Annotated in this window: 5 protein-coding genes; all 5 read left to right on the top strand. The window is 76.3% G+C overall.

The genetic code is table 11. From position 1 onward, the window contains the following. Window positions 1–308: 308 nt before the first annotated feature. The 5 genes from ABT006_RS30110 to ABT006_RS30090 are packed head-to-tail and all read left to right on the top strand — an operon-like array spanning window position 309 to window position 18,172. Complete coding sequence (locus ABT006_RS30110) at window positions 309–3,779, top strand: AMP-binding protein (protein ID WP_350711855.1); 3,471 nt, start codon at window positions 309–311, stop codon at window positions 3,777–3,779. Further along, window positions 3,776–6,886: a thioesterase domain-containing protein gene (locus tag ABT006_RS30105; RefSeq protein ID WP_350711854.1), complete on the top strand. Its 3,111-nt coding sequence runs from the start codon at window positions 3,776–3,778 to the stop codon at window positions 6,884–6,886. Before ABT006_RS30110 ends, ABT006_RS30105 begins: the two co-directional genes overlap by 4 nt. Further along, window positions 6,883–9,192, top strand: coding sequence for a lantibiotic dehydratase (locus tag ABT006_RS30100; RefSeq protein ID WP_350711853.1), 2,310 nt, complete (start codon window positions 6,883–6,885; stop codon window positions 9,190–9,192). The genes ABT006_RS30105 and ABT006_RS30100 overlap by 4 nt, the downstream gene beginning before the upstream one ends. After that, entirely contained in the window at window positions 9,189–12,695 is a 3,507-nt protein-coding gene (locus ABT006_RS30095) for a non-ribosomal peptide synthetase (RefSeq protein WP_350711852.1), read from the top strand. The genes ABT006_RS30100 and ABT006_RS30095 overlap by 4 nt, the downstream gene beginning before the upstream one ends. Window positions 12,696–12,709: 14 nt before the next feature. After that, a complete protein-coding gene (locus tag ABT006_RS30090) occupies window positions 12,710–18,172 on the top strand; it encodes a type I polyketide synthase (RefSeq protein ID WP_350711851.1) in 5,463 nt (1,820 codons plus the stop codon). The last annotated feature ends 28 nt before the right edge of the window (window positions 18,173–18,200 follow it).

Here is an 18,200-nt window from a genome sequence, read left to right as displayed (position 1 = left end):
AGTCGCCTGTGGACATCGACCCCGATCGCAGGAAGACTGAAGGTTCACGTGCCGTTTGACCGGAGAATCACCGGCCGAGTCGCAAGTAGACGGAAACTCCTCTATGCGCTAGAGGGATGATCGGACGAATTTCCCCATCCGTTGTGTGAGGTGTCCGTCGACTGTTCGGCTGGACTCTAAACGATGATCTTTCCCGCCAGGTATCGAGCCTTATGCTGCTTCCATTGTGAAGTCCTGGGGGGGATCGATGGTTGCGTTTGTCAAACGCTGCACGCTGTCCATCAGCGGGTCCGCCACCACGCGTTGACATGGCAGAACCGACGGTAGTCAATCGCTTCAGCGCCGTCGCCGCCCGTCGGCCCGACCAGCCGGCTGTCCTCGGCGAGACCGCTCCGCTCAGCTACGCCGCGCTCGCTGGTGCTGCGGGCGGGCACGCCGTCGCGCTCGCCGCGGCCGGATGCCGGCCGGGCGACCGGGTCGCCCTGCTCACCGGGCACGGGCCCGCGACCATCGCCGCCATCCTCGGCACGCTCGCCGCCGGGTGCGCGTACGTGCCGCTGGATCCGGGCTTCCCGGAACAGCGGCTGCGGCACATGCTCGCCGCCGCGGAGGTCGGCACCGTCCTGTGCGGAGTGGAGCACGCCGGGCTGGCCCGTCGGCTCACCGCCGACCGGCCGGCCGTCCGGGTGCTGACCGTCGACGACCTACCGGCCGCGCCGCTGCGGCCCGTGCCCGTCGACCCGGACGAGCTGGCGTACGTGCTGTTCACCTCCGGTTCCACCGGCGTGCCGAAGGCGGTCGGCCAGACCCACCGCAACCTGCTGCACGTGGTGGACAACCAGATCGCGGCACTCCACATCGGCCCGGAGGACCGGCTCAGCCTGCTCGCCTCGTTCAGCTTCGACGCGGCGATTCCCGACCTCTACCCGGCGCTGCTCGCCGGGGCCGCCGTCGTCCCGGTGGAGCTGCGCCGGCACGGCCTCGCCCACGCCGTCGAGCAGCTCGCCCGGCACGGGGTCACCGTCTACCACTCCACCCCGACCGTCTACCGCTTCCTGCTCGACATCCCCGGCCCCCGCCTCGACCGGGTGCGGGTCGTGCTGCTCGGCGGCGAGCAGGCCACCCACGCCGACGCGGCCCGCGGCCGGGACCGCTTCGCCCCCGACTGCGTGCTGGTCAACGGCTACGGCGCCACGGAGATGACCTTCGCCGCCCGGTACGCGCTGCCGCTCGCCGACGCCGACCCCGCCGCGACCGGGCCGCTGCCGATCGGCACCGCGCTGCCCGGGTACGAGCTGCGCCTCGGCGAGGGCGACGAGATCGTGGTGCGCAGCCGGCACCTCGCCCCCGGCTACCTCGGCCAGGACAGCGACCGGTTCGCCCTCGACCCCGACGGCGTGCCGACGTACCGGACGGGGGACCTCGGCGCGCGGCTGCCGGGCGGCGACCTCGTCTGCCTCGGCCGGCTCGACCGGCAGGTGAAGGTACGCGGGTTCCGTGTCGAGCTGACCGAGATCGAGGCCGTGCTCGCCGACCAGCCGGGCGTCGCCGCGGTCCGCGCCATCGCGCGCGACGGTGAGCTGCTCGCGTACGCCCGGCCGGGCGGTGCCGCGCTGGACCCGGTGGCCCTGCGCGACGCCCTCGCCCGACGGCTGCCGGAGTACGCGCTGCCGCGCGCGGTGGTGGTGGTCGACGAGTTCCCGCTCACCGTCACCGGCAAGATCGACGAGCGGGCGCTGCCCGACCCGGCCCGGGACGTGCCCGCCGGGGAGGCGCCGGCCACACCCACCGAGCGGATCGTGCACGACATCTGGTGCGAGGTGCTCGGCCGCCCGGCGGTCGGCCGCTCCGACAGCTTCTTCGACGTCGGCGGCCAGTCGCTGCTGCTCGGTCGGGTGCAGCAGCGGCTCGCCGAGCGGTTCGGGGTGCGGCTGCCGATGCTTCGGCTCTTCGAGCACCCGACCGTGGCCGCCCAGGCCCGGCTGGTCGACACCCCGCCGGAGCAGGTCCGCGCGCCGGCCGTGCCCGCCCCGGTCGCCCCGGCGACCGCCGCCCGGGAGTACACGGGCGACGAGATCGCCGTGGTCGGCCTCGCCGGCCGGTTCCCGGGCGCGCCCGACGTCGGCACCTTCTGGTGGAACCTCTGCGCCGGCGTGGACTCCATCCACGACCACAGCGACGAGGAGTTGGCCGCCCTCGGCATCGGCCCCGGCCTGCGCGCCGACCCCCGGCACGTCAAGGCGGCCGGCCGGCTGGACGGGGTGGCCGACTTCGACGCCGAGTTCTTCTCCTTCGGCGCCGACGAGGCGGCCCGCACCGACCCGCAGCACCGGCTCTTCCTCGAGACGGCCTGGGAGGCCCTGGAGGACGCCGGGCACGACCCGGCGCGGTTCCCCGGGCTGGTCGGCGTCTACGCCGCCACCTCCGCCAACCGGTACTTCCTGTTCCACCTCATGGACAACCCGGCCGTGGTCGGCGACGTCGACCCCGACGACTGGGAGGCCCGGCTCGTCGGCCGGCAGTTCACCGACCACCTGCCCGGGCAGGTGGCCTACCGGCTGGGCCTGACCGGGCCGGCGGTCGCCGTGCAGAGCGCCTGCTCCAGCTCGCTGGTCGCGGTCTGCCTCGCCGCGCAGAGCCTCGCCGACTACCAGTGCGACATCGCCCTGGCCGGCGGGGTGAACGTCACCTGGCCCCGCTACCGGCACACCCCCGGCGGTCTGGCCTCCCCGGACGGCCGCTGCCGCGCCTTCGACGAGGCCGCCGCCGGCGCCGGCTTCGGCTCCGGCGCCGGTGTGGTCGCCCTGCGCCGGCTCGCCGACGCCCAGGCCGACGGCGACCGGATCTACGCGATCCTGCCCGGTTGGGCCGTCACCAACGACGGCGCCGACCGCGCCGGGTTCGCCGTCCCCGGGCCCGCCGGGCAGGCCGCCGCCGTCGCCGGCGCGCTCGCCGCAGCGGAGGTCGCCCCCGGTGAGGTCCGCTTCATCGAGGCCCACGGCAGCGGCACGCCGCTCGGCGACGCCATCGAGGTCGCCGCGCTGCACGAGGTGTACGCCGGCGCCGGGCCCGCCGAGACGTGCGCGCTCGGCTCGGTGAAGACCAACATCGGCCACCTCGACGCGGGCGCCGGCATCGCCGGGCTGATCAAGGCCGTACTCGCCGTGCAGCACGGCGTCATCCCGCCGAACCTGCACTTCACCCGTCCGCACCCGGAGATCGACCTGGCCGGCGGCCCGTTCTACGTGCCGACCAAGGCACGGGACTGGCCCGAGGCGACCCGCCGCGTCGCCGGGGTCAGCTCGTTCGGGCTGGGCGGCACGAACGCGCACGTGGTGGTCGAGCAGCCGCCCCCGGCCGAGCCGGTCGACGGCGCGGACGCGCCCGCGTACCTGCTGCCGGTGTCGGCGCGGACCCCGGCGGCGCTGCGGGTGGCGCTGACCCGGCTGCGGCAGCACCTCGCCGGGGCCGCCCCGGCGCTCGCGGACGTGGCCGCCACGCTCGCCCTGGGCCGGCGCGCCTTCGGCTGCCGGGCGGCCGTGGTGGCGGCCGACCCCGCCGGCGCCGTCGCCGCGCTGGACGAACTGCTCGCCACCGACGCCCGGCTGGCCGGCGAGCCCGGCGAGCTGCGCGAGCTGGCGACAGCCTGGGTTGCCGGCCGGGACGTGGACTGGGCGGCGCTGCACCCCGAGGGCTCGGTCCGGCGCACCGGGCTGCCCACCTATCCGTTCCAACGCCAGCGGTACTGGATCGACCCCCCTCAGAAAGGTGCGCGGTGAACTGGTTCGTCTCCGCCGGCCGTCGTGAACCGGCGCCGGTGCAACTGTTCTGCCTGCCGTACGCCGGCGGCGGCGCGAGCGTCTTCCGTCGGTGGCAGGAGGAGATCGGGCCGGACGTCGAGGTGCTGCCGGTGCAGCTGCCCGGGCGGGAGAACCGGATCAGCGAGGACCCGGAGTTCCAGGTGGTGGACGTCGCGTCCGCCATCGCCGACCGGGTCCGCGGCCCGTACGCGATCTACGGCCACTCGATGGGCGGCCGGGTCGGCTTCGAGGTGGTCCGCGAGCTGCGCCGCGCCGGCCGTCCGCTGCCGCTGCGGCTCTACGTCGGCGGCGCCCGCGCCCCGCACGTCACCGCGCCCAGCCTCTTCGACGGTCTGTCCAGGGTGGACGACGACGAGCTGCTGCGCCGCCTGGGCGCCGGCGGCGGGTTGCCGGCCGAGCTGCTGGCGCACCCCGAGCTGGTCGAGCTGCTGCTGCCGCTGCTGCGCGCCGACTTCGGCCGGGTCGACAGCTACCGCTACACCCCGGGCGAGCCGCTGCCGGTGCCGATCGTGGCGTTCAGCGGCCGGCACGACCGCGCCGTCCGCCGGGAGCACAGCGACGCGTGGCGGGAGCACACCGCCGCCGGCTTCACCCTGCACGAGATCGAGGGTGGGCACTTCTTCCTCAACGACCGGCTCCCCGACCTGCTCGCCGCGATCCGCGCCGACCTCGACGGGGCCGTGACGGCCGGCCCGGAGCCGGCGGCCGCCGTCCCGCCGGCGGCGACGGTCGGGACCGGCGCGGTGGCGGGCGGGCACCGGGTGCCGCTCGGCGACACCGGCTGGTCGGTGTGGCGGGACGCCATCCTGCGTACCACCGGCTTTCCCGCCGACGGCCTGACCATGCTGTCCGCTCCGCAGGCCGCGGCGGCCGCCGACGAGCTGCTCGCCACCGGCGAAGGCGCGGAGCGGTACGACAAGGAGCTCGCCGAGGCGCTGACGGCGACCGGGCGCCGGATCACCGAGCTGGCCGCCGATCCGCTGCTGCGGGAGGCGGTCACCTGGCAGAACCGGGGCGCCGTGGTCGCGCTGGACGGCCTGGCGCGGGGCGGCCCCGACCCGGCGCGCAACGTGCGGCGGCGGGACCGGGAACGCGCCCTGCTGAAGTACTGGCAGCGGTACTGCGGCAAGAACGAGACGGTCGGCTTCTTCGGCCCGAGCTGCTGGGTCACCCTCGACCCGGCGCGCCCGGAGACCGCCGACGTGCGCCCCGGCCCGGGCCTGACCCGGCGCCGCTGGGTGTGGTTCGAGTCCTGGGCGCTCAGCGCCTACGCCGACCGGATCGGCCGGGACGTGGCGGTGCGCGCCTGGTGGGCGCCGATGCTCTGCCCGCAGCTGAGCCTCGCCGACCGCACCGTCCACCGGCCCGGCCGGCCGCCGGTGTCGCTCACCCCGGTGGAGGCGGCGCTGCTGGCCGCCGCCGACGGCCGGCGCCCGGCCCGCGAGCTGGTCGCCGACCCGGCGATCGGGCTGCGCCGGGCGGAGGACGGCTACGCGCTGCTGGACCGGCTGGTCGAGCGCGAGCTGATCATCTGGGACGCGGGGCTGCCGGTGAGCCCCGACGCGGAGGACGTGCTGCGGCGGCGGATCGAGGAGATCGGCGACGAGCCCGCGCGGCAGGACGCCCGCGCCGGCTTCGACCGGCTGTGCGCCGCCCGGGACGCCGTGGCCGCCGCCGCCGGCGACCCGGAGCGGCTCGGTGCCGCCCTGGACACGCTCGACGCGACCTTCACCGAGCTGACCGGGCAGCCCCCGCGCCGCCGCGCCGGCCAGATGTACGCCGGCCGCACCCTCTGCTACGAGGACACCAGCCGCGACCTCGACGTGGTCTTCGGCAAGCCGCTGCTCGACCGGATCGCCGCCCCGCTCGCGGTGCTGCTCCAGGCGGCCCGCTGGCTGGTCGACGCGCTGGAGCGGGCGTACGACGCGGCGTTCCGTGAGCTGTACGACGAGCTGCGCGCCGAGGCGGGCGGCGGCCCGGTGTCCCTGGCCGACCTCTGGTTCCTGGCGCAGGGCATGTTCTGGGGCGACGGCGCCCGGCCGGTAGACGCGGTCGCCGCCGAGTTCGCCGACCGCTGGGCCGGACTGTTCGGCCTGGCCGCGCTGCCGGCCGGGACGACGGAGGTCAGGCTGCCGGTGGCCGACCTGGCCACCCGGGTCGCCGAGGCCTTCCCGGCCGAGCGGCCGGCCTGGCCCAACGCCCGGCTGCACAGCCCCGACCTGCAGATCTGCGCCGCCGACGCGGAGGCGCTGGCGCGCGGCGACTACACGGTGGTCCTCGGCGAGCTGCACGCCGCCTGGGCGTCCTTCGACTGCCAGGTCTTCACCCCGTCGCACCCCGACGTGGGCCGGCTGCGCGACGCGCTGACCGAGGACCTCGGCGAGCGGCGGATCCGGCTGCTCGTCCCGACCGACTGGCCCCGGCGCACCAGCCGGGTCGCCGAGGCGCTCACCGGGCCGACGGACCGGCAGTTGGCCTTCGCGCCGGCGCCCGGCGCCGACCCCGACCGGGTGCTGCCCACGGTCGACCTGACCGTCACCGAATCCGGCGGCCGGCTGTTCGCCACCGCCCCGGACGGGCAGCGCTGGACGCTGCCCGAGATCTTCTCCCCGCTGCTCAGCGCGCACGCCGTCGACGGGTTCAAGCTGGTCAGCCCCGCGCCGTACACGCCCCGGATCACGGTCGGCGAGCTGGTCGTGGCGCGGCAGACCTGGCGCACGACGGTCGGCGAGAGCGGGCTCGCCGCCGTCACCGGCGAACGGGAACGGTTCCTCGCGGTCCGCGACTGGCGCCGCCGTCTGGGCCTGCCGGAGCAGGTGTACGTCAAGCTCGGCACCGAGACCAAGCCCTGCTTCGTGGACCTCAGCAGCCCGGCGTTCAGCGCCATGCTCTGCGCGATGGTGCGGGCCGCCCGCACCGACGGCGGTGACGACGCCTCGCTGATGGTCAGCGAGATGCTGCCCACGGTCGGTGACGCCTGGGTGCCCGACGCGGCCGGCCGGCGCTACTTCAGCGAGCTGCGGCTGCACATCGTCGACGCCGACGAGCGGGAGGACGCCCGATGAGCCACAAGATCCCCCTCGGCGACACCGGCTGGTCGGTGTGGCGCGACGTCGTCCTGCGTACCGCCGGCTTCCCGGCGGCCGGGCTGGCGGCCTTCGCCGCGCCCGAGGCGGCGGCTGCCGCCGACGCCCTGCTCTGCGGCGAGGGCGAGGCGGAGCCGTTCGACAAGGCGTTCGCGACGGCGCTGCTGGACGGCTCCGCCGTGGCCAACGAGATCGCCGCCGACCCGCTGCTGCGCGAGGCGGTCACCTGGCAGAACGCGGAGATGCTCGTCGCGCTGGACGGCCTGCTGCGCACCGACCCGGCCGTCCGCAACGTCCGCCGCCGCAAGCGCGAGCTGAGCCTGCTGCGCTACTGGCAGCGATACTGCGGCAAGGCGGAGACGATCGGCTTCTTCGGCCCGGTCTGCTGGGGTCGGCTCGACCCGGACGAGCCGACCACGCGGCTGCGGCCGGGGCCGGCGCTGGTGTCCCGGCGCGAGGTCCACTTCGAGGCGTGGGCGCTGATCGCGTACGCCGACCGGCTCGCCGACGACCTGGCCGTGCGGCGCTGGTGGGCGCCGACGCTGCCGCCGCACCTGAGCCTGTCCGACCGGCAGGTCACCCGCCCGCTGCTCCCGCCGACCGAGCTGACCGGGGCGGAGGCCCGGCTGCTCGCCGCCTGCGACGGGCGCACCCCGGCGGTCGCCCTCGTGGAGCGGCTCGTCGCCGGCGGGGAGGCCGGGCTGCGCAGCGCCGACGACGGCTACCTGCTGCTCGACCGGCTGGTCGACCGGAGCCTGCTGACCTGGGACGCCGGCCTGCCGGTCAGCCCGGACGCCGAGCGGGTGCTGGGAGAGCGGATCGAGGCGATCGGCGACGCGTCCGTCCGCGCCGAGGTGGCGGCCGCGTTCGACCGGTTGCGCGCGGCGCGCGACGCGGTGGCCGCGGCGGCCGGCGACCCGGACCGGCTCGGCGCCGCGCTGGCCGCGCTGAACACCGAGTTCACCGCCGTCACCGGCCGGCCCGCCACCCGCCAGGCCGGGCAGATGTACGCCGGTCGCACGGTGCTCTACGAGGAGACCGCCCGCGACCTTGACTTCACGGTCGGCTCCGGGGTGCTCGACGCGCTGGCCGAGCCGCTGGCGATCGTGCTGACGGCCGCGCGTTGGCTGACCGCCGAGGTCGGCGCCGCCTGCGAACGGCTCTTCGCGGAGCTGCACGCCGAGCTGCGCGGCGACGGGCCGGTGCGGCTGGCCGACATCTGGGCCCTGGCCCAGGGGCTGCTGCTCGCCCCGGACGGCCCGATCGCCCGGGCCGGCGCCGGGCTGACCACCCGCTGGGCGGAGCTGATCGGCCTGGACGCGGTGGACCCCGGGCAGACCGAGCTGCGGCTGCGCAGCGCCGACCTGGCCGAGCGGGCCCGTGCCCTCTTCGCCGCCGACCGGCCCGGCTGGCCGTCCGCCCGGATCCACAGTCCGGACGTGCAGATCGCCGCCGCCGGGCTGGACGCCCTCAACCGGGGCGACTTCCTGCTCGTCCTCGGCGAGCTGCACCCGGCCTACGTCCCGTTCGACAGCGCGGTGCTGACCCCGTTCCACCCCGACCAGCCGTCGCTGCGGGCCGCGCTGGACGCCGAACTCGGGCCGGCCCGGGCGCGGGTGCTCTACCCGGAGAACTTCCCGCGGATGACGACCCGCATCACGTACGCGCTCAACGGTCCCCGGGACCGCCAGTTCGGCATCGACACGGCCCGGGGCGCCGACGTCGACCGGCTGGTCCGCGCCACCGAGGCACGGGTGGAGAACGACGGCGACGAGTGGCTCGCGGTGCTGCCGGACGGCACCCGCTGGCCGCTGATGGAGATCTTCGCCAACCTGCTCGGCGCGTTGCTGCTGGACACCTTCAAGCTCCTCGCGCCGGCCCCGCACACGCCCCGGATCACCATCGACCGGCTGGTCGTGGCGCGGCGGACCTGGCGGACGACGGTGGCGCAGACCGGCCTGGCCGGCGTCACCGGCGAGGCCGAGCGGTTCCTCGCCGTACGCCGGTGGCGGGCGGGTCTCGGGCTGCCCGAGCGGGTGTTCGTCAAGGTGGGCACCGAGATCAAGCCCTGCTACGTCGACCTCACCGCCCCGCTGCACGCCCAGTCCCTCTGCGCCATGGTCGACGCCGCCGCGAAGAGCGGCCCCGACGTCACCGTGACGGTCGGCGAGCTGCTGCCGGACCCGGCGGACGCCTGGGTGACCGACGCGCGGGGACGCGGCTACGTCAGCGAGCTGCGGTTGCAGATCACCGATCCAGTGAGCTACCGGGGAGAGAACGGGTGACCGACATCCTGTCCACCAGCGCCGTCCACGGGGAGACCCTGCCGTGGCCGGACGCGACGCTGGCCGAGCTGATCGCCGCCCAGGCCGCTCGGACCCCCGACGCGGTCGCGGTGCGTCAGTGGGACACCCGGCTCACCTACGCCGAGCTGGTCGGTCGGGCGGCCGGGGTGGCCGCCGCGCTGCGCGGGCGCGGCGTCGGCCGGCAGAGCCGGGTCGGCGTCTGCGGGGCCCGCAACCCCGACCTCGTGGCCACCGTGCTCGGGGTGCTGTTCGCCGGTGGCTGCTACGTGCCGCTGGAGCCGGGCGGCCCCCGCCGGCGGCTGCGGGAGATCGTCGCCGACGCGGGGGTGACCGTGGTGGTCGGCGACGCCGCCGTGGCCGAGTTCGGCGACGTCCCGGGCGTCGAGGCGCTCGGGCTGCCCGGGCCGGCGCCGCTGGCCGCCTGCCCGGCCCGCCCCGGCGACCCCGCGTACGTGCTGTTCACCTCGGGCTCCACCGGCCGGCCCAAGGGGGTGGTCGTCACCCACCGGAACGTGGTCGAGTTCGTCACCGGCTGCGCCGCCGTGACCGGCGCCGACCAGGGCGTACGCAGCCTCGGTTACGCCTCGCTCAGCTTCGACGCGGCGATCATCGACCTCTTCGTGCCGCTGCTGCTCGGCGGCGCCGTCCAGCTCGTCGGCGCCGACGACCGGGCCGACCCGGTGCGACTGGCCCGGTTCGTCGCCGCGCACGAGGTGAACTGGGGACTCCTCACCCCGACCGTGCTGTCCATGCTGGACCCGGCGGAGCTGCCCGCCTGGCGGGTCGTGCTCTGCGGCGCCGAGGCGGTGCCGGCCGAGCTGGCCGCCCGCTGGGCCCCCGGCCGGCTCTTCGTCAACGCCTACGGCCCGACCGAGGCCACGGTGATGGCGGTCAGCGGCGAGCTGACCGGTGCCGAGACCGACCCGGTGCCGATCGGCCGCCCGGTCCCCAACCACCGCGTGTACGTGGTGGACGCCGGGCTGCGCCCGGTGCCGCCGGGGGAGGCCGGCGAGCTGCTGGTCGGCGGTCCCGGGCTGGCCGACGGCTATCTCGGCCGGCCCGGCCTGACCGCCGAGCGGTTCGTCCCCGACCCGTTCGGCGAGCACCCGGGGCAGCGGCTCTACCGCACCGGCGACCTGGTCCGGCAGGAGCCCGACGGCCGGCTGGTCTACCTCGGCCGCATGGACCGGCAGGTCAAGATCCGGGGCCAGCGCATCGAGCTGGGCGAGGTGGAGGCCGTGCTGGCCGACCTGCCCGGCGTACGGCAGGTCGCCGTGGAGGCCGTCCCCGGCCCGGCCGGCACCGAACTGGTCGCCTTCCTCACCCCGGCCGACGCCCCCGACGACGAGCGGCTCCGGGCGTACGCCCTGCCCCGGCTGACCGCCGCGATGCTGCCGACCCGGGTGCTGCGCCGCGACGCCCTGCCGGTCAGCCCGACCACCGGCAAGCTCGACCGGCCGGCGCTGCGCGCGCTGGCCGCCGCCGACGTCCCGGCCCCGGCCGGTCCCGTCGACGCGGACGAGCCGCTTCCGGCCGCCGTGGCCCGGATCTGGGGCCGGCTGCTCGGCGGGACGCCCACCCCGGAGACCGACTTCCTCGCCGCCGGCGGCAACTCCATCGCCGCGATGCGCCTGGTCGCCGCGCTCCGGGCCGAGCTGGGCCGGCACGTCGACACCCGGGACGTCTTCACCGGCCGCACCCTGGCCGGCCTGGTGGAGCGGATCACCGCCGCCGCCCCGGCCGACGGCGACGGGCTCACCACCGGCAACCCGCCCACCCTCTCCGCGCCGCAGCGCCGGCTCTGGTTCGTCGACCAGATCGCCCCCTCCAGCGCTCCCTACAACATCGCGGTGGCGCACCGGCTGCGCGGCCCGCTGGACACCGCCGCCCTCGGTGCGGCGCTGCGGGCGGTCGCCGAACGGCACGACGTGCTGCGCTGGCGCATCCCGCAGACCGCCGGCGTGCCGTACGCGGTCCGCGAGGAACCGACCGACATCGCCGTCCCCGTGGTGGACCTGACCGGCAGCGCCGACGCCGAGGCGGAACTGGCCGGCATGCTCGCCGCCGGAGCGGCGCACTCCTTCGACCTGGCCACCGGGCCGCCCTGGCAGGTGACCGTCTACCGGCTCGGGCCGGACGAGCACGTCCTGGCGATCACCCTGCACCACGCGGTCTTCGACGGCTGGTCCGAGAAGCCGCTCTACGACGACCTCGCGGCGGCGTACGACCGGGCGCTGGTGGGCGGCAGCCCGACGCTGCCCGCGCTCCCCGCCACGTACGCGGACTACGCCGTCTGGCGGGCGGAGCGGGACCGGCGGCGCGGCGCCGCCGACCTGGACTGGTGGGTGGCGCACCTGCGCGACGTGCCCACCGTGCTGGACCTGCCCCGCGACCGGCCCCGGCCGGCGGTGGCGACCTACGCCGGCGCCGAGGCGGCGGTGTGGCTGCCCGAGGCGTGCGACCGCGGGGTGCGGGAGCTGGCCGAGCGGCGCGGCACCACCGTGGCGGCGGTGCTGCTGGCCGGCTTCGGCGAGCTGCTGCGCCGGCTCACCGGCCGCGACGACCACGTGGTCGGCGCCGTCGTCGCCGACCGCCGGCTGGCCGCGTTCGACGACGTGGTGGGCTTCTTCATCGACACCGTCCCCGTTCGGGTGCGCGGCGGCGGGGCCAGCTTCGCCGAGCTGGTCGACCGGTGCGCGGGTGAACTGCACGAGGCGACCGCCCACCCGGGCGCCCCGCTGGAGCGGATCGTCGAGGCGCTCGGCGTCGGCCGGGACACGTCCCGCTCGCCGCTGGTGCAGGTGCTGTTCAACGTGCTCAACTTCGCCCCGCCCCGGCTGGCGTTGACCGGTCTGGACGCCGAGCCGGTCGCGGTGCCCAAGCCCGGCTCGCCGTTCGACATCACCGTCTACGTGGTGGAGCGGGCCGGCCGGTACGGCGTCGAGGTGGTCTACAACCCGGACCTGTTCGACGCCGGCCGGATCGACGACCTGCTGGCGGACCTGGCCGCCCTCGTCGGCGCGCTGGTCGCCGCGCCGGACACGCCGGCCGACCGGGTCGCCACCGAGCTGCCCCGGCCCACCGTGGCCACCCCCCAGCTCGGCGCGATGACCGTCGCGGCCGGCGAGGCCCCGCGCGCCGTGCTGCCGGCCGGCCCGGACGGGCTGACCGAGACCGAGGAGCTGATCGCCGGGATCTGGCGCGAGGTCCTCGAACGCGACCAGGTCGGGGTCACCGACAACTTCTTCGACATCGGCGGGCACTCCCTGGCGCTGGCCGCCGTGCACGCCCGGCTCACCGCCGCCACCGGCCGTTCGATCACGATGCTCGACCTCTTCCGCCACCCCACCATCCGGGCGCTCGCCGCCAGCCTCGACGGTGCCGCCGACCGGCCGGAGCTGGCCCGCGCCGCGCTGCGCGCCGCCGCCCGACGCAGTCGTACCCGCCGCAACCCACCCCGCCGCCCCGGCGGCACCGCGTGACGAAGGACAGCCTGATGAGCAACCCGACCGCAACCGACCTTCCCGAGGGCGACGGCATCGAGCCGATCGCCATCGTCGGGCTGGCCGCCCGCCTGCCCGGCGCGGCCGACGTGAACGAGTTCTGGCGCAACCTGGTCGACGGGGTCGAGTCGGCCACCGAGCTGACCCGGGAGGAGCAGATCGCCCGCGGCGCCACCGCCGACGAGGTCGACGACCCGGGCTGGGTCAACCGCGCCCCGCTCGTCGACGGGTACGACGAGTTCGACGCCGGGCTGTTCGGCATGACCGCCCGCGAGGCGGAGATCACCGACCCGCAGCACCGGTTGTTCCTGGAGTCCTGCTACACCGCGTTGCAGGACGCCGGCTACGACCCGACCCGATACGACGGCTCGATCGGCGTGTACGCCGGCACCGGCGGCAACACCTACCTGCACCGCTTCGTGCTGCGCAACAAGCGGGTCGGGGGCAACGTGCACGGCACCGTCTCGCTGGCCACCGGCAACTCCCCGAACTACGTGGCCACCAACGTGTCGTACCGGCTGGACCTGCGCGGGCCGAGCATGACCGTGCACACCGCCTGCTCCACCTCGCTGGTCGCGTTCCACCTGGCCTGCGAGGCGCTGCGCAACGGCGAGTGCGACATGGCCCTCGCGGGCGGCGTCAACATCGAGCTGCCGCACGTGGGCTACCTCGGCATGGACGGCTTCACCTCGCCCGACGGCCGGTGCCGCCCGTTCGACGCGGACGCGAACGGCACGGTCTGGGGCAGCGGCGCGGGGGTGACCCTGCTCAAGCGGCTCTCCGACGCGATCGCCGACGGCGACGCGATCCGCGCCGTGGTGCTCGGCAACGCGATCAACAACGACGGCGCCGGCAAGGTCGGCTTCACCGCCCCGAGCGTCGACGGGCAGATGGAGGCGATCGCCCAGGCGGTCGCGATGGCCGACGTCGACCCGCGCACCATCAGCTACGTCGAGGCGCACGGCACCGGCACCGCGATGGGCGACCCGATCGAGATCGCCGCGCTCTCGGCCGTCTACACCAAGGACACCGACGAGCGGGGCTGGTGCGGCATCGGCTCGGTGAAGTCCAACATCGGCCACCTCAGCCAGCCCTCCGGCATCGTCAGCGTCATCAAGACGGTGCTCGCGATGGAGCACGGGCTGATCCCGCCGACCATCAACTACGAGACGCCGAACCCGGCGATCGAGTTCGCCGACACCCCGTTCTACGTGGCGAACACGCTGACCAAGTGGGACACCGACGGCACGCCCCGCCGGGCCGGGGTCAGCTCGTTCGGCATCGGCGGCACCAACGCGCACGTGGTGCTGGAGCAGGCGCCGGCGGCGTACCGGGAGCGGCGGGTCCGGCCGGCGCAGCTGCTGCACGTCTCGGCGAAGACCGCCGGCGCGCTGGACGCGGCCGTGCAGCGGCTCGCCGCGCACCTGCAGTCCGCCACCGACCGCGGGCCGGAGCACCTCGCGGACGTCGCGCACACCCTGCGCGTCGGCCGCCAGCAGTACCCGCACCGTGCCGCCGTGGTCGCCACCGACCTGGCCGACGCGGTCGCCGCGCTGCGCACCAAGCGCCGCCGGCAGGCCGGCGTGGTCGAGGGCCCGGCGCCCCGGCCGGCCTTCCTCTTCTCCGGCCAGGGCTCCCAGTACGCCGGGATGGGCGCGCAGCTCTACGCCGAGGAGCCGGGCTTCGCGGCCGTCGTGGACGAGTGCGCCGAGCTGCTCCGCCCCGAGCTGGGCCTGGACATCCGCGACCTGATCCTCGGCCGCGACCCCGAGGCGGGGGAGAAGCTCACCGAGACCCGCTACACCCAGCCCGCCCTGTTCGTCGTCGAGTACGCCCTGGCCGTGCTCTGGCAGTCCGCCGGCGTGCGGCCGGCCGCGATGATCGGCCACTCGATCGGCGAGTACGTCGCCGCGACGGTGGCCGGGGTGCTGAGCCTGCCCGACGCGCTGCGGGTGGTGGCCGCCCGGGGCCGGCTGATGCAGTCCGTCGCGCCGGGGTCGATGCTCGCCGTGCCGCTGGACGAGTCGGTGGTCGCCGAGCGGCTGCCCGAGGGGCTGGCCATCGCCACCGTCAACGGCCCGGGCACCTGCGTGGTGGCGGGCCCGAGCGACGCGGTCGCCGCCTTCGCCGACACGATCGACGCCAAGACCAAGGCGCTGCGCACCTCGCACGCCTTCCACTCGCCGATGATGGACCCCATCCTCGCCGAGTTCACCGCCCTGATGGCGACGGTGGCGCTGCGTCCGCCGGCCGTACCGTTCCTGTCCAACGTGACCGGCACCTGGATCACCGAGCAGCAGGCCACCGACCCGGCGTACTGGGCGGCGCACCTGCGCCAGCCGGTCCGCTTCGGCGCCTGCGTGGCCACCCTGCTCGCCGAGGGCACCTGGTCGCTGGTGGAGTGCGGCCCGGGCCGCCAACTGGCGAACCTGGCCCGGATGCAGGTGGCCAAGGCGTCCGAGGCGCAGCGCAAGCTCGTCCCGCTGGGCAGCCTGCCCGGCCCGGGCGAGCCCACCGGCGACCTGGCCACCCTGCTCGGCACCGCCGCGGCGCTCTGGTGCGCCGGCACGCCGGTGCGGCTGGGCTCCGACCCGGACGCACGGCGGGTGCCGCTGCCGACGTACCCGTTCGAGCGGCGTCGTTACTGGGTCGACCCGGACCCGGTGCAGGCGGGCGCCGCCGCGCCGGTCGAGACCGGGCCCCGGCCGCTGCCCGAGTGGTTCGCGGTGCCGGTGTGGCGGCAGGCGGCCCCCGAGCCGCGGACCGCGCCGCTGGGCCGCTGCCTGGTCCTCGTCGACGGCCCGCGCGGCGACGCGCTGGTCGCGGCGCTGCGGGCCGCCGGTGAGCAGCCGGTGACCGTACGCCCCGGCGAGGGCTTCGCCGCCGACGGCGACGGCTGGCGGCTGCGCCCCGGCGTCCGGGACGACTACGACGCGCTGGTCGCCGCCCTCGCCGCGGACGGCGTGCCGACCCGGCTGGTGCACGCGTTCGCCCTCGACGGCGAGCCCGCCGGCGCCGACGTCGCCGCCACCTGGGCCGCCCAGGACCGGGGCTTCTTCAGCGCCCTGCACCTGGTGCAGGCGCTGGCCGGCGCCGGCCTGACCGCCGAGGAGGGCGCGTTCGCCCTGGACCTCGTCACCGCCGGCATCGGCGACGTGACCGGCGCCGACCTGACCCGGCCGGAGCACGCCACCCTGGCCGGCCTGGCCCGGGTGCTGCCCGCCGAGGTCCCCGGCCTGACCGTCCGGCTGCTCGACGCCGGCCCGGCCGACGCGGGGGAGCGGGCCCTCGTGGCCGAGCTGCGCCGCCCGGTCGACCCGGAGCGGCCCGAGGTGACGCTGCGCGGGGGACGCCGCTGGGTGACCGGCTACGAGCAGGTCACCGTCGACGCCGAGAGCGAGCCGAGGGCGCTGCGCGAGGGCGGCCGGTACGTGATCACCGGCGGCCTCGGCGGCATCGGCATCACCCTCGCCGAGGACTTCGCCACCCGGGCCCGGGCGAAGCTGGTGCTGCTGGCCCGCTCCGGGCTGCCCGCCCGCGAGGAGTGGGACGACCACCTGGCCGTGCACGGCGGCGACCGCGCCGGCCGGGCCATCGCCGCGATCCGCCGGATGGAGGCCGCCGGCGCCGAGGTGCTGGTGCTCGCCGCCGACGTCACCGACCCCGACGACCTGGCCCGGGTGCGGGCCGAGGCCGAGCGGGCGTACGGCGGCATCGACGGCATCGTGCACGCGGCCGGCCTGCCCGGCGGCGGCATGGCCGAGATCAAGGAGCGGGCCGAGGCGGAGCGGGTGCTCGCGCCGAAGCTCGCCGGCACCCTCGCGCTGGCGCGGGTCTTCGGCGACCTGCCGCTGGACTTCGTGGTGCTCTGCTCCTCGATCACCGCCGTGATCGGCGGCTTCGGCCAGGTCGACTACTGCGCGGCGAACAACTTCCTCGACGCGTACGCGCGGGCCGGCGCGGGCTTCGCCGCGCCGGTGGTGTCGCAGAACTGGGGCGGCTGGGCCGAGGTGGGCATGGCCGTGGAGACCAACGTCCCCGCCGGCTTCCGGGCCGCCGCGCGGGACACGGTCGCCACCCCGGTGGACCACCCGGTGCTCACCACGAAGGTCACCGGGCCCGACGGCACCGTGCTGCACGGCCTGGTCTCGGCCACCAGTCACTGGCTGCTCGACGAGCACCGCATCGGCGGGGTGCCCGTGGTGCCGGGCACCGCCCACCTGGAGTCCGTCCGCGCGGCGGTGACGGCCGCGCTGCCCGCCCCGGCCGGGGACGCCGCCGTGGAACTGCGCGACGTGGTGTTCCTGGAGCCGTTCTCGGTGCCCGACGGCACCGTCGCGCAGTACCGGGTGGAGCTGACCCCCGCCGAGGACGGCGTCGACTTCGCCGTGTGCAGCCTCGCCGCCGGCCAGTCCCGCACCCACGTGCGCGGGTCGGCGGGCTGGACGGTCGAGCCCGCCCCGCCGGCGGAGCAGCCGGCCGTGACGGGTCGCCGGGTCGACGACGACTCGTCGTTCGGCCGCGGGCGCACCAGCATGCTGGCCTTCGGGCCGCGCTGGGCCGCACTGCGCGAGCACCACCTCGGCGACGGCGAGGAACTGGCCCGCGTCGAGGCGCCCGCCGAGGCGGTCGGGGACCTGCCGTCGTGGGGCCTGCACCCGGCGCTGCTGGACGTGGCGACCGCGTTCGGCCGCGGCCAGGGCTCCGGCACCTACCTGCCGCTGTCGTACGGGCGGATCGTGGTGCGCGGGTCGCTGCCGGCGCGGTTCCACAGCCACCTGCGGCACCGGGACAGCGCCACCGCCGAGGTGGTGGCCGCGGACCTGTCGCTGCGCGACGCCGACGGCCGGGAACTCGTCGCCATCAGCGACTTCGTGCTGCGGCGGGTCGACCAGGACGCGGTGACCGGTGGCCTGGCCGCCGCGCCGGAGGCGGACCCGGCGTCGACCGCCGCCGGGCCGACGGAGGACATCCGGCCGGTGGACGGTGTGGAGGCGTTCCGGCGCAGTCTCACCGCCGGGCTGGGTGCCCAGGTCGTGATCGCCACGCGGACGGTGGCGGACATCCGCAGCCGTGCCGGCCGGGTGACCACGGAGAGCCTGGAGAACGAGCCGGAGACGACCTCCACGACGCCGTCTGGCACCGGCGGCGGCTCGGCCGCGCCGCGCACCGAGTTGGAGACGATCATCGCCCGGGTCTGGCAGGACGGGCTCGGGGTCGCCGAGGTCGGCGTCGACGACGACTTCTTCGCCCTCGGCGGCAACTCGCTGGTGGCGGTGCAGCTGATCGCCGCGATGCGCAAGGCGACCGGGGTGCGGCTGCCGATGCGCAGCCTCTTCGAGACGCCCACCGTGGCCGGGATCGCGGCGCGGATCGAGGAGATGCGGGCCGCCGCCCCCGCCGACGAACCGGCCGCGCCGGCCACCCCCAACATCCCGCGGCTGCCCCGCGCGTGACGACGAGCGACAACAGGAGTGAGGAAGC

This window comes from Micromonospora sp. NPDC002717, from assembly GCF_040295705.1.
Taxonomy (GTDB): Bacteria; Actinomycetota; Actinomycetes; order Mycobacteriales; family Micromonosporaceae; genus Micromonospora.
The sequence above is the reverse complement of the archived record's forward strand: the minus strand, read 5'-3'. Positions and strand labels throughout refer to the sequence as shown.